Source organism: Collinsella sp. LCP19S3_B6 (assembly GCF_052121815.1).
In the GTDB taxonomy this organism is placed as follows: Bacteria; Actinomycetota; Coriobacteriia; order Coriobacteriales; family Coriobacteriaceae; genus Collinsella.
This window is the reverse complement of the sequence record NZ_JBQKDN010000010.1, coordinates 39315-51903: the sequence shown is the minus strand read 5'-3', so window position 1 is coordinate 51903 and position 12589 is coordinate 39315. Positions and strand designations below refer to the sequence as shown.

Below are 12589 nucleotides of genomic sequence, written 5' to 3'. Positions count from 1 at the left end.
ACCGATATGAAGACTATCAAGCTTGCTCCCGGTGAGCGTCTCGTTACCAACCAGCTCAACCGTAAGGGCGTGCTGCCGCAAAACATCGTCGACGCCGCCCGCGATATCGTGGCCAACGTGCGCGCCAACGGCGATGCCGCGGTGCGCGACTACTGTCAGCGTTTTGACGGTGTTGAGCTGCAGAGCTTCCGTCTGCCGCAAGAGCAGATCGATGCCGCGCTCGAAGGCCTCGATCCCGCTTTTGTCGCGGCGCTCGAGAAGGCTGCGCGCCAGATTCGCGAGTTCCACCAGCGCGAGGTCGAGCAGAGCTGGTTTACCACGCGTGCAGATGGCACCATGCTCGGCGTTAAGGTGACCCCGCTTGCGGCGGCCGGCATCTACGTGCCGGGCGGTCGCGCGCAGTATCCCTCCACGGTGCTCATGAATGCCATTCCCGCCAAAGTCGCCGGCGTCGAGCGCGTGGTCATGGTGACCCCGCCGCAAAAAGATGGCCTGATCAGCCCCTACACGCTCGCCGCGGCAAAGCTCGGCGGCGTGGACGAAATCTATATGGTGGGCGGCGCTCAGGCCGTAGCCGCGCTGGCATACGGTACCGAGACCATTCCGCGCGTCGACAAAATCACCGGTCCGGGCAACGCCTTTGTTGCCGCGGCCAAGCAGATTGTCTCGGGCGACGTGGGTATCGATATGGTCGCCGGTCCCTCCGAGGTCTGCGTGCTGGCAGATGCCACGGCCAAACCCATGGTGGTCGCGGCCGACCTGATGGCCCAGGCCGAGCACGATCCGCTAGCAGCCTGCTATCTGGTGACCTGCGACGAGCAGTTTGCGCGCGAGGTCGAGGCGGGTATCGACATTTTGGTGGCACAGTCCCCGCGTGCCGAGATCACGCGCGCCTCGCTCGACAACGAGGGCACCATCGTGGTGGCCGCCGATATGGCTGCTGCCGTCGAGGCGGTGAACACCGTGGCGCCCGAGCACCTGGAGCTGCACTGCAAGGATGCGATGGGCCTGCTCGGCGGCATTCGCAACGCCGGCGCCATCTTTGTGGGCGCTTGGAGCTCCGAGCCGCTTGGCGATTATGTTGCCGGCCCCAACCACACGCTGCCGACCGGCGGCACGGCCATGTTCTCCAACCCGCTTTCGGTCGAAGAATTCGTCAAGCGCTCGAGCGTCATTTGCTATACGCCCGAGGGTCTGCTCTCGGACGCTCCCGCGACGCAGCGCCTGGCCGAGGCTGAGGGCCTGTGGGCACACGCGCTTTCCGCCGCGCTGCGCCGCCGCGTGCTGGAGCAGGGCGAGGGTGCCGTGAGTGCTGAGTCTCTGGCCGCGGCCGACCTGACCAAGGTCGCTTGGCCGGGCGACGCCGTGGCGACGGTCACCGAGGGTGTGGACCTAGCGGCTGCAAGTGCGGATGGCGCTGGCGCGACCGGCGAGGAGGCCTAATATGGCCGAGCTGACGTCTCGCATGAAGGAGCTCGTTCAGCCCTACTTGGCTGGCGTTGAGCCCTACGATCCCAACTTTACGCCCACGCGCATCAACCTTTCGGCCAACGAGAACACCTATCCCGTGCCGGCTGGCGTGCGCGAGGCGGTCGACGCCGCCCTGGCTGCCACGCCGCTCAACCGCTACCCCGACCCCATGTCCAACGATCTGCGCGACGAGCTTGCCGCTTGGCATGGTGTGGCGCGCGAGAATGTCTGCGTGGGCAACGGCGGCGACGAGCTGCTCTATAACTACCTGCTGGCGTTTGGCGGTGCGGGGCGGACCCTGCTCAACTGCCCGCCGTGTTTTAGCGAGTATGCGTTCTTTGCGTCGCTCTGTCAGACCGAGGTGCGCGACGTGTGGCGCGACCCGGCGACCTTTGAGCTCGACCAGGCTGCCGTGCTCGCGGCGGCGCCCGAGTGCAACCTGGCCATAGTGACATCGCCCAATAACCCCACGGGTGACGTGGCAACGCTCGATTTTGTCGCGGCCCTGTGCGATGCGTGCCCCGGCATGGTGATGGTCGACGAGGCCTACGTTGAGTTCGCCGACGCTTCGTTTGGCGCGGCCACCACAGCGCAGGGACTTATCGCCGAGCATCCCAACCTGGTGATCCTGCATACGCTGTCCAAGGCGTTTGGCGCCGCCGGCACGCGTCTGGGCTATGTGATTGCGGCGCCCGAGGTCATCGACGTGTTCGCGGCGATTCGCCAGATCTATTCGGTCAACGTGCTGAGCCAGGCGGCGGCGCTTGCCTGCGTGCGCGCCCGCGATGCGTATGCGCCCGTGGTGGCACAGGTCGCTTCCGAGCGCGAGCGCGAACTGTGTGCCCTGCGCGCAATGGCTGCCGGGGGTCTGCCCGTGGAGGCATGGCCGAGTGCGGCGAACTTTGTGCTCGTGCGCACGCCGCATGCTACACGCGTGCGTGAGCGCCTGCGCGACGAGTATTCGATTTTGGTGCGCGACTTTAGCTACGCGCCGGGGCTTGCGGACTGTCTGCGCATTACCGTGGGCACCCCACAGGAAAACGATGAGGTGCTGGCTGCGTTTGCCGCGCTGGTGAAGGAGGAGATGTAGATGAGCCGTTATGCCGAGGTGGTCCGCAAGACGGGGGAGACCGACATTGTTGTCAAACTCGACCTGGACGGATGCGGCGTGTGCGATATCTCGACCGGCGTGCCGTTTTTCGACCACATGCTCAACGCCTTTGGCCGCCATGGCCTGTTTGATTTAACGGTGCATGCAGTAGGCGACGTGGAGATCGACGCGCACCATACCGTCGAGGACACGGGCATTGTGCTGGGTGAGGCGTTTTGCCAAGCGCTGGGCGACAAGGCGGGTATTACGCGCTTTGCCGACGCGGCGATTGCCATGGACGAGACGCTCGTGATGGCCGCCGTGGACATTTCGGGTCGCGGCCAGGCCTACTGCGAGCTGCCCGTGCCGACCGAACGTGTGGGCAGCTTCGATACCGAGCTGGCCGTCGAGTTCTTCTATGCCTTTGCGCGCGATGCCAAGCTCACGCTGCACGTGCGCGAGCTCGCAGGCGGCAACTCGCATCACATTATCGAGGCCGCCTTTAAGGCCGTGGGCCGCACGATGCGCCACGCCTGCGAGCTCGATCCCCGCGTGCAGGGCATCCCCAGCACCAAGGGCTCGCTGTAACCTACCAAAAAGGGACAGGTTTATTTTGGCAGGTTTTATCTGCGGAAATGCTGTCTCATACGGTGGGTGAACGTTTAACCGACCAAAATAAACCTGTCCCTTTTTGGCAGGTTTTGAATGGGAAAAAGGAGGGTCGCGTGGGCGAACCGAAGATCGTGGTGGTCGACTACCACAAGGGCAACTTGTCGAGCGTCGTGCGCGGGCTTGTGCGCGCCGGTGCCGCCGCCTGCACGTCGGACGATCCGGAGCAGATCCGCCGCGCCGACGGCCTGGTCATCCCGGGCGTGGGTGCGTTCTATGACGCGATCGCCTTTATGCGCCAGAGTGGCGAGGAGGCGGCCGTGTTCGACGCCGTCGCCGCCGGAACCCCGCTGTTCGGCATCTGCCTGGGCCTTCAGCTATTTTTTGAGCGCGGCAACGAGGGCGTGCCTGCGGACGAGGGCGCGATCGCCGACGGCAGCGCCCCCGAGCAGGCTGGCGGTCCCTGGGTCGATGGCCTGGGCATTATGCGCGGTTCGTGCACGCGCTTGGAGTCGAGCCGCCTGAAGGTGCCGCACGTGGGCTGGGACCAGGTGCACATGACGCCCGCCGGTGCGGCCGATCCGCTGCTTGCCGGTTTTGCCGAGGGCGCCAACATGTACTTCACCCACAGCTACGCGGTGGCTGACGACGCCGATGCCGCCGATGTGCTGGCGTGCACACACTATACGCGGAGCTTCCCGTGCATCGTGCGCCATGGCAACGTGTGGGGCTGCCAGTTCCATCCCGAGAAATCCTCCGCGCTGGGTCAGCGCATCCTTAAGAACTTTGTGAGCATCGTCGAGGAGGTTGGCCGATGATCCTGTTTCCCGCAATCGATCTGATCGGCGGCAAGGTCGTGCGCCTGGAGCGCGGTGACCGCAGCCGCTGCAAGGTATATTCCGACGATCCCGTGGCCGTTGCCCGCACGTTTGCCGAACAGGGCGCGAGCTGGGTGCACGTCGTCGACCTGTCCGCTGCCTTTGGCGAGGACGAGGGCGCACGTGCTGCCAACTCGGCGGCGATTAAGGCCATCTGCGGCGTCGACGGTCTGTCCGTGGACGTGGGCGGCGGCGTCCGCTCGCTTGCGCGCATCGACGAGTTGGCAGGCTACGGCGCATGCCGTATCGCGCTGGGCACCGTGCTGGTGACCGAGCCGGGTTTTGCCGAAGTGGCAGCCCAAGGCTTTGGCGAGTTGCTGGTGGCAGACATCGCCGCGCGCGACGGCCAGGTCAAGGTGAACGGCTGGCGCGACGGTGCAGGTGTGGCGCTCGACGATGCCGTGGCGCAGCTTTCCGAGCTGGGCTTTAAGCATCTGGTGTATACCGACATCGCGCGCGATGGCATGCAGACGGGTATCGATGTGGCGGCGTATCGCCATGTGGCCGAGGTCGCGGGCTTTCCCGTCGTGGCTTCGGGCGGCATCTCGACGCTCGACGACATCCGCGCACTGGCCGCGGTGGGCGAGGGCGCGATTGAAGGCGCCATTACCGGCCGTGCGCTCTACGAGGGCAACTTTACGCTGGCCCAGGCGTTGGCCGCCGCCCGAGGGGAGGAGTAGCCCATGCTTACCAAGCGCGTAATTCCCTGTCTGGACGTCAAGGACGGCCGCGTGGTCAAGGGAGTTAACTTTGTGAGCTTGCGCGATGCGGGCGATCCGGTGGAACTGGCCCGCGTCTACGACCGCGAGGGTGCAGACGAGGTCGTATTTTTGGACATTACCGCGACGAGCGACAACCGCGCGACGACCATCGAGATGGCGGCACATGCGGCCGAGGAGCTCGCCATTCCCTATACCGTGGGCGGCGGCTTTCGCGACCTGGCGGGCATGCGCACCATGGTTGCCGCCGGTGCCGACAAGGTGTCGCTCAACTCGGCGGCCGTGCGCGATCCGTCGCTGATTAGCCAGGCTGCCGCGGCGTTTGGCAGCCAGGCCGTGGTCGTGGCGATTGATGCCAAGCGCGTCGGCTTGCCCGGCGCATCCGGTGCCGACAAGTGGGAGGTCTTTACCGCAGGAGGTCGCAACGCCACGGGCATCGACGCGGTGGCGTGGGCCGAGGAGGCGGCTCGTCGCGGCGCCGGCGAGATCTTGCTCACCAGCATGGACCGCGACGGCACCAAGGCCGGCTTTGATTTGGCGCTCACCCGCGCCGTGGCCCGCGCGGTGCCAATCCCCGTCATCGCGAGCGGCGGCGTGGGCACGCTCGAGCATTTTGCCGAGGGCGTGATCGAGGGCGAGGCCGACGCCGTGCTGGCGGCGAGCGTCTTTCACTTTGGAACCTTCAGCATTCGCCAGGTGAAGGAGTATATGGCCTCTCAAGGCATCCCTGTCAGGTTGGACTTCTAGCGCTGCGGCTTGCCCAGGCACCGCATCTTGCCGCTCAAACCGTCGCTCGCGTACCAAAGTACGCGTCGCTCCTCTTTCGCGGCAACCTGCGGCACCTGGACAACCCTCGCCGACCTGCGAAGTTTGAATTTGGGGAGAGAAATGGAAGAGATAACCGATCCTTCAAAGCTTGCGTACGACGCCCGCGGGCTGATTCCTTGTGTGGTTCAGCAGTATGACACCGGCGAGGTGCTCATGGTTGCCTGGATGAACGAGGAGTCGGTGGGGCTGACGCTCAAGACCGGCACCACGTGGTTTTGGAGCCGCAGTCGCCAGGAGCTCTGGAACAAGGGCGCGACGTTCGGCAACATGCAGGAGGTTCGCGAACTCTGGGCCGACTGCGATAGCGATACGCTGCTGGTCAAGGTTGACTCGCCGGGTCCGGCCTGCCATACCGGCAACCGTACCTGCTTCTTTAAGAAACTCGCGTAGGGCGGGCGCTCGACCAGGCGCTTGGCCGACCAGAAAGGATTGAACCATGGGTGTGCGTACCGCAAATGTTCAGGATGGAAATATCGGCGAGACGCTAACGGGGCTGGCCGAGGTTATTCACGGTCGTCGCGATGCGTCGCCGCAGGAAAGCTATACCGCTCGACTGCTGACCGATGTGGAGGATGAGCTGCTCAAGAAGCTTGCCGAGGAGGCGAGCGAGGTGATCATGGCCTGCAAGGATAACGACCATGATCACATTCGCTACGAGGCCGGCGACCTGGTCTACCACCTGCTCGTGACGCTTGAGCGCTACGGCATTACCCTCGACGAGCTGGCCGGCGAGCTCAACGCCCGCCGCCACTAGTCGTTAAAGAACGTCCCCGATGACCATAGAAGTTGCGGTGGAATAGTTCTTGTTTGACGGTCTTAGGGCTATAAATAGGAGCTATTTCACCGCAACTTATGAAGGGATGGCTAGGCGAGGGGTGTGGGCTCCCATTCGCCGGTGGGGTGGGGGATGTCGAAGGTTCGGTAGCCGCAGTCGTAGGCATGGGCTTGGGCCTCGCGGATATTCCAGCAAATATCACAGGCGCGGTGCGCATCCGAGCCAAAGGTAATGGGCGCCTCAGCATGGGCAAAGCAGCGCAAAAGGCCGGTCGCGGGATAGTAGTCGTCGAGCCCCTTGCGCGGTGCGGCGGTCGAGACCTCAACGCGGCGGCCCGTATCGTGCGCACACTCGGCCATCTGCCGCCAAAACGGTGCGGGGTCAAAATCGGGCGCAAAGCCTTCCTTCGAAAAGCGCATGACCAGGTCGGGGTGAGCCATCACATCAAAGTTGAGCGAGCTTTCGCAGGCGCGGCACCAGTCATCGACATAGCGCTCCCACACGCCGCGCACGCCTAAGTTTTCCCAAACGTGCAGGTTGGTGTCGTCGTCGATCCAGCCGCAGCGTGAGTCGGGCGTATCGGGGCGTGCGACGCCCTCTGTCCCCGTCGTGCCCGCGGCGCCTGCCATGATATTGCCCGGGCTACCAATCCAATGCACGCTGCCCAGGCGTACGACGGCGCCCCGGGACCAGCGCTCAACCAAAGGCTCGCAGCCTTCGTACCAATCGCACTCAAAGCCATAGACAAGCTCGAGCTCCGGCGCAATCTGCGCGGCAAGCTTGCGGGCATCCTCAAAAGCCAGACGATGCGCCGGCAGGTCGCCCTCGACAACCTGCACCTCGCAGGTGGCATCCATGCTGGCAGGCAGGGTAAGGTGATCGGCCGAGACCATGGTGCGGCAACCGGCCGCAGCAGCGGCGCGGACGTTGTCTTCAAACGAGGCGTGTCCGTCCGAAAACGAGGTGTGAGTATGGCAATCGACCAGCGGGCAAGCAGGCATGGCGGCTCCTTTACGTCAAGCGAATCTGCTCCATTGTAACGGCGCGGCCCCCAGTGCGATGTGCGCGCCGTGGGCCGAAATCGACTGGAAAGGACGGGCGGCGCATAAGGGCGGGCTCGCGACATCGGCCTTGCTTCGAATCATGTACCTCAGCCTCCAAAACTGACAAAAAATGACATGTTTGGAGGCTGATGTACATGTTTGGCCGAGGCGGTGGAGTGTCGGTTCTTGCAGACAAGGAAAATCGCGCTCATCGCGCGCCGCCACACTTGCGCCGCTCGCGATGTGCTAGCGTTTGGGTGAATAAAACGAGCCCGTGCGGAAAGGAGCCGGACCGTATGCAACGTGGAACTACATCTCCGCTGTCCTGCGAGACCGATGCGCCCGAAACCATCGTCAAGCTGGAGTGCGACATCGACGACGCGTCGCCCGAGGTGCTCGCCTACGCCGCCGACCGCCTGCGCGAGGCCGGCGCGCGCGAGGTGCACTGGCTGCCCCTCTATTGCAAGAAAGGCCGCCCTGGCTGGCAGTTGCAGGTAATCTGCACCCACGAGGATATCGAGTGCCTGCAGACGATCATCTTTTTGGAAACCACGACCAATGGCATCCGCCGCCAGGTTATGGAGCGCGTTTGCCTGCCGCGCTACTTTGAGCGGGTAACGACGCCGTGGGGCGAGGTATCCGTCAAGGTGGCCACCTTGCCCGACGGCAGTGAGCGTGCGGCGCCCGAGTACGAAGACTGCGCCCGCCTTGCCCACGAGCACAATGTGCCGCTCCAACGCGTGATGCAGGCGGCCCAGAGCGCGGCACTGCGATTTGAATAACGCGGCTGGTGGCGACATTCCGCGCCCGGCCACGTCAACCCCACCCCGAAAGGACCTCCATGAAATACCTCATCGCTTCTGACATCCACGGCTCGGCATATTGGACCGAGCGCCTCTGCGCCGCCATCGAAGCCGAGCAGCCCGACCGCATCGTCCTGCTGGGCGACCTGCTTTATCACGGTCCGCGCAACGACCTGCCGCGCGACTACGCTCCCAAGCGCGTGATTCCGTTGCTCAACGCCCTGGCCGACCGCATTATCGCGGTGCGCGGCAACTGCGACGCCGAGGTCGACCAGATGGTTCTCGACTTTCCCGTCATGGCCGACTACGCCACACTGTTCGACGAGGTCGGCCGCGAGCTGTTCCTGACGCACGGCCACGTCTTTGGCGCCGGCATGCACAACAGCGTCGATCACGCGCCCGCGCTGCCCGAGGGCTCCGCGCTCGTCTACGGCCACACGCACGTCAAGGTCAACGAGGAAAGCACCGCTCACCCGGGGCTGTGGCTCTTCAATCCCGGTAGCGTGAGCATCCCCAAGGACGGCACGCACAGCTATGGTATCTACGAGGGCGGCGCGTTCCGCCATGTGATCATGGAGGAGGACTAACCATGGCCGAGCACATGGCTCAGCAAAATGCCGAAGGTTCGCGCGACCTGTCCACGCTGGTCGATGCATCGGCCGAGTTACAACATCTGGTACAGACTATCTGGCGCCTGCGTCAGCCCGACGGCTGCCCGTGGGACCGCGAGCAGACGCACCAGAGCATTGGCAAGAACATGATCGAGGAGGCCTACGAGGCGCTCGACTGCATCGAGGCGGATGACGCGGCCCATCTTCGCGAGGAGCTGGGCGATGTGCTCATGCAAGTCGTGCTGCATGCACAGATTGCGGCGGACGCCGGCGAGTTTACGCTGGCCGACGTGGCGCGCGATATCGACGCCAAGCTCATTCGCCGCCATCCGCACGTGTTTGGCGATGTGGATGCCGACAACTCCGACGAGGTGCTCAAGATTTGGGACGAGGTCAAGCTTGCCGAGAAGGCCGCCAAGGACCAGGCCGTGGCGGCGGGCGAGGCTGCGCCCGAGGGCCTGCTCGACGGCGTGCCCACGCATCTGCCGGCGCTGATGCAGGCTCAGAAGGTGTCGCGCAAGGCGGCTGCCGTGGGCTTTGAGTGGGATACGGTCCAGGACGTGTGGGACGAGGTCGCCGAGGAACGTGCCGAGTTTGAGGCCGAGGAGCCCGGCTCGCCCGAGCGCGAGATGGAGTTTGGCGACCTGCTCTTTGCCCTGGTCAACGTTGCACGCAAGGAGGGCATCGACGCCGAGAGCGCCCTTCGTGCCAGCACGGCCAAGTTCCGCCGCCGTTGGGCCGCAATGGAGCAGATGGCGGCCGATGCCCATGTTGATCTTGCCGAGCTTTCGACCCACGGGCTCAACGACCTGTGGGATGCCGCAAAGGCAGAGGAGTAGGACACGGTGTTGGTCGGCGGGGCGTAAGGGCGGCGCCCCGTCGACTTGCCCGTTGGCGACCACGCGCGCTCGAGTAATGGATTTGTCCTACGGCTCGTCCGGCTGGTCCGCCCGCGTGCTATAACTAAAGGACTTAGCGCAAACAAACCTCAACCGCACAAGGCGCACATGGATCAGATTTACGACAACAGGCACTATTCCGCCGGTTCGCGCGAACCGTCACCTCGCCGTGCGCATTCGGTGCAGCTTGGCGGGTCTGGTTATGCTGGCGCTGATCGCTCCAGGTATAGCTCGCCGGCGACTTCGCATCCCAATGCTCAGCCAAATAGTTCCTCGGACAGTCCGGTGTGCCCATCGCGTTCCAAGCATACGTCGCGCCCTTCGACCCAGGCGTCCGACAAGCCGCGCCGTCCCTCAAGCCGTCTTTCGGGCTCGGACTTTATGCACTACGCCAACGATAACGCGGTGGTCAAGGCAATCTATGATTTTACCCACGGTCCCCAGCGAGGGCTGTTTGTTGGCATTGTCGTCGCCCTGGCGCTCGTGAGCCTGTACTTCCCCGTGCGCGACCTGTATGTGGCAAAACGCTCGAGCGACATCTTGGCCAAGCAGGTCGAGATTCGCGAGCAATATAATGACGACCTGCAAAAAAGCGTCGACAAGCTGCTCTCGGAGGAGGGCATTAAGGACGCGGCGACCGAGGACCTGGGTCTGGTGATGCCCGGCGAGAAGAGGATTGAAGTGCAGGGCCTGGACGACGATTCCGATACCTCGTCGAGCCAGAAGTCGTCGAACGCCAAGAAGGCCAGCGAAGTTGCCAAGGAAATCGAAGAGGTCGGCAAGGACGCGCCGTGGTACATTCAGACGCTCGACATGCTGTTTGGTTTTAACGGCGTCGAGGGCCAGGCAGTCGTGTCCAATGGCGAGTAGCGCCCGGAGGGGGGCCGCAATGACGAATTGCAAACGATATAAGGTGGCGGCGATTGACCTGGGAACGGTGTCGTCGCGACTGGTGCTGGCCCAGGTCGAGGACGGGGCGATCGTGGAATCGTCCAAGCATACCGAGATTACCGACTTGGGCGAGGGCGTGGACGCAACGGGGCGCTTTTGCGAGGCGGCCGTTGGGCGCGTGCTCGCTGCGTGCCGAATGTTTGTGGACGAGGCCCGTGCCTTTGGGGCCGCGTGCATCTGCACCACGTGCACGAGCGCCGCGCGCGATGCGTCCAATGCCGCGCTGCTGCTGGACGGCCTGCGCGAGCTGGGGCTCGAGCCGCAGGTGATTCCGGGCGAGGTCGAGGCGCGCCTGACGTTTTTTGGCGTGGCGCACGACTTTGCCGGCGAGCGCATCATTGTTACCGATTCGGGTGGCGGATCCACGGAGCTCGCGACGGGCGTCTATGCGCCGGAGCGTGGGGTCTTTGCGCTGGAGGGAACGCGCTCGCTGGACATCGGCTGTCGCCGCGTGACGGAGCGGTTTTTCTCGGCGCTGCCGCCAACGGGCAGCGAGCTTGCCGCCGCTGGCGCGTGGGCAAACGAGCAGTTTGCGGGCTACTTTAAGAGCTTGCCGGTCGACTTTGAGCGAGCCGAGCGCCTGGTCGCGGTGGGTGGCACCGTCACCACGCTCGTTGCGCTCGTTCACGAGCTGGAGCCGTATGATTCGAGTTTTGTGCACCTGCGCGAGCTTTCGCTGGACCAGGTTTCGGCCGCTATCGGGCGCATGTTCTCGCTGGATGTCGCGGGCATCGCCGCGTTGCCAGGCGTGCAACCCAAGCGTGCGGGCGTGATCCTGGCTGGTGCTGTGGTGATTCGCGAGCTCATGCGAGCCGGCGGCTACGACGCGCTCACTGTAAGCGAGAACAGCCTGCTCGCCGGAATGGCCGCCACCATCAACGAGGTTCTCGACGGCGCGACCCCCACCATCGCCTGGACCCCCAGCCTCAGCGTCCTTTAACCATCCCCTCATAAGTTGCGGTGAAATAGTTCCTAAATGGGCTGATAAACTGCCAAAACAGGAACTATTCCACCGCAACTTAGAGGCTTGACGGTGTCCAAAAGAAACGAGCCCGCATTCCAAAGGGACACGGGCTCGTAAACAATACGTGGTAGGGGCGGTGGGACTCGAACCCACAATCCTTGCGGCGAGAGATTTTAAGTCTCCTGCGTATGCCAATTCCGCCACGCCCCCGTAAGACTAGAAGTCTAGCACAAGCCGTCCGTTACGCGTTGACGGCCATCGAGTGTTGGCCCGACTTCTCGAGGAACTCTTGGAACTTTGCCTCGTCGCCCTTGTTTTGGTACTGCAGGGCCAGCAGGTACTCCAGTCGGCAGCGCTTGACCGGGTCGTTGCCGACATCCTCGAGCATGCGCTCCAGCTCGGGAATGTCGTTGTGGCGCTTGAGGATCATCGTGTCGTACATCAGCTGGCATTCGTGCGCGACTGCCTCGGCTTGGCCACCCTCAAAGCCCTTGATCTCGTGCAGCAGCTCCTTGGACTTTTTGCGGTCCTCCTGGCCAACGTAGTAGTTAAAGGCCTTGATCACCAGATCGACGCGCTGCATCTTGGGCAGGTTGAGCCCCAGCAGCAGGTCAAACATCTCGTCGGCGCGCTCGTGGTCCTCGCGCAGCAGATAGGAGTTCAGGCGCAGGTAGTCGCGGTTGTAGCGCGGGTACAGCATGCTGGTGAGTTTGCCGTCGAGCAAACGATCGAACTCGTCCCACTGTTTGGCGGCCATGAGCCGCTGCAGGCGTTTAAACGTGGTGCGTTTTTTGATGCTAAAGAGCAGCGACACGGCGATACAGATGACAACGACGACGGTCCAGAGTGTGCGGGAATCGGGCATATTGAGCTCCTCGGTCGCTCGTAAAACAAGCGGTATGACAAAACGTACTAGATGTATTATACGCAGCGTGCAAGCAAACTGGCA

General features: G+C 63.7%; 15 protein-coding genes and 1 tRNA gene. 13 read left to right on the top strand and 3 right to left on the bottom strand.

What is annotated here, in order from left to right; genetic code table 11:
• Positions 1 to 6: 6 nt before the first annotated feature.
• The 8 genes from hisD to hisE all read left to right on the top strand — a co-directional run bounded on the left by hisD (position 7) and on the right by hisE (position 6348).
• Positions 7 to 1443, top strand: a complete 1437-nt coding sequence (gene hisD, locus ACTQWD_RS05200; RefSeq protein WP_441559430.1) for a histidinol dehydrogenase — start codon at positions 7 to 9, stop codon at positions 1441 to 1443.
• Between the two features lies 1 nt (position 1444).
• A complete protein-coding gene (gene hisC, locus ACTQWD_RS05195; protein WP_441559429.1) occupies positions 1445 to 2560 on the top strand; it encodes a histidinol-phosphate transaminase in 1116 nt (371 codons plus the stop codon).
• On the top strand, positions 2561 to 3148 hold the full coding sequence (gene hisB, locus ACTQWD_RS05190) for an imidazoleglycerol-phosphate dehydratase HisB (protein WP_441559428.1): 588 nt from the start codon (positions 2561 to 2563) through the stop codon (positions 3146 to 3148).
• 137 nt (positions 3149 to 3285) lie between these two features.
• Positions 3286 to 3987, top strand: a complete 702-nt coding sequence (gene hisH / locus ACTQWD_RS05185; protein ID WP_441040911.1) for an imidazole glycerol phosphate synthase subunit HisH — start codon at positions 3286 to 3288, stop codon at positions 3985 to 3987.
• Positions 3984 to 4727, top strand: coding sequence for a HisA/HisF-related TIM barrel protein (locus ACTQWD_RS05180; RefSeq protein ID WP_427718862.1), 744 nt, complete (start codon positions 3984 to 3986; stop codon positions 4725 to 4727). The genes hisH and ACTQWD_RS05180 overlap by 4 nt, the downstream gene beginning before the upstream one ends.
• A gap of 3 nt (positions 4728 to 4730) precedes the next feature.
• Positions 4731 to 5513, top strand: coding sequence for an imidazole glycerol phosphate synthase subunit HisF (gene hisF / locus ACTQWD_RS05175; RefSeq protein ID WP_441062951.1), 783 nt, complete (start codon positions 4731 to 4733; stop codon positions 5511 to 5513).
• A 141-nt stretch (positions 5514 to 5654) separates the two neighbouring features.
• The gene (hisI, locus tag ACTQWD_RS05170) at positions 5655 to 5984 is read left to right on the top strand and encodes a phosphoribosyl-AMP cyclohydrolase (RefSeq protein ID WP_441559427.1); all 330 of its coding nucleotides are present in this window, start codon (positions 5655 to 5657) and stop codon (positions 5982 to 5984) included.
• 46 nt (positions 5985 to 6030) lie between these two features.
• Positions 6031 to 6348, top strand: a complete 318-nt coding sequence (hisE, locus tag ACTQWD_RS05165) for a phosphoribosyl-ATP diphosphatase (protein ID WP_006235893.1) — start codon at positions 6031 to 6033, stop codon at positions 6346 to 6348.
• A 110-nt stretch (positions 6349 to 6458) separates the two neighbouring features.
• Here hisE and ACTQWD_RS05160 read toward each other — a convergent pair whose 3' ends face one another.
• Positions 6459 to 7370, bottom strand: coding sequence for a PHP domain-containing protein (locus ACTQWD_RS05160; RefSeq protein ID WP_441559426.1), 912 nt, complete (start codon positions 7368 to 7370; stop codon positions 6459 to 6461).
• A 338-nt stretch (positions 7371 to 7708) separates the two neighbouring features.
• On the opposite strand from ACTQWD_RS05160, the gene larC reads away from it, so the two are divergent.
• The 5 genes from larC to ACTQWD_RS05135 all read left to right on the top strand — a co-directional run bounded on the left by larC (position 7709) and on the right by ACTQWD_RS05135 (position 11616).
• Entirely contained in the window at positions 7709 to 8194 is a 486-nt protein-coding gene (gene larC, locus ACTQWD_RS05155; protein ID WP_441559425.1) for a nickel insertion protein, read from the top strand.
• Between the two features lie 59 nt (positions 8195 to 8253).
• Positions 8254 to 8802, top strand: coding sequence for a phosphodiesterase (gene yfcE, locus ACTQWD_RS05150; protein ID WP_427748071.1), 549 nt, complete (start codon positions 8254 to 8256; stop codon positions 8800 to 8802).
• 2 nt (positions 8803 to 8804) lie between these two features.
• Entirely contained in the window at positions 8805 to 9665 is an 861-nt protein-coding gene (gene mazG / locus ACTQWD_RS05145; protein WP_441540189.1) for a nucleoside triphosphate pyrophosphohydrolase, read from the top strand.
• A gap of 168 nt (positions 9666 to 9833) precedes the next feature.
• Positions 9834 to 10595 (top strand): hypothetical protein, encoded by a 762-nt coding sequence (locus ACTQWD_RS05140; protein WP_427795099.1) that lies wholly within the window; start codon positions 9834 to 9836, stop codon positions 10593 to 10595.
• Between the two features lie 19 nt (positions 10596 to 10614).
• Complete coding sequence (locus ACTQWD_RS05135) at positions 10615 to 11616, top strand: Ppx/GppA phosphatase family protein (RefSeq protein WP_441559424.1); 1002 nt, start codon at positions 10615 to 10617, stop codon at positions 11614 to 11616.
• 149 nt (positions 11617 to 11765) lie between these two features.
• Here the strand turns inward: ACTQWD_RS05135 and ACTQWD_RS05130 are convergent.
• A tRNA-Leu gene (locus tag ACTQWD_RS05130) sits at positions 11766 to 11850 on the bottom strand.
• A gap of 31 nt (positions 11851 to 11881) precedes the next feature.
• The gene (locus ACTQWD_RS05125; RefSeq protein ID WP_427718884.1) at positions 11882 to 12505 is read right to left on the bottom strand and encodes a hypothetical protein; all 624 of its coding nucleotides are present in this window, start codon (positions 12503 to 12505) and stop codon (positions 11882 to 11884) included.
• Positions 12506 to 12589 lie beyond the last annotated feature (84 nt).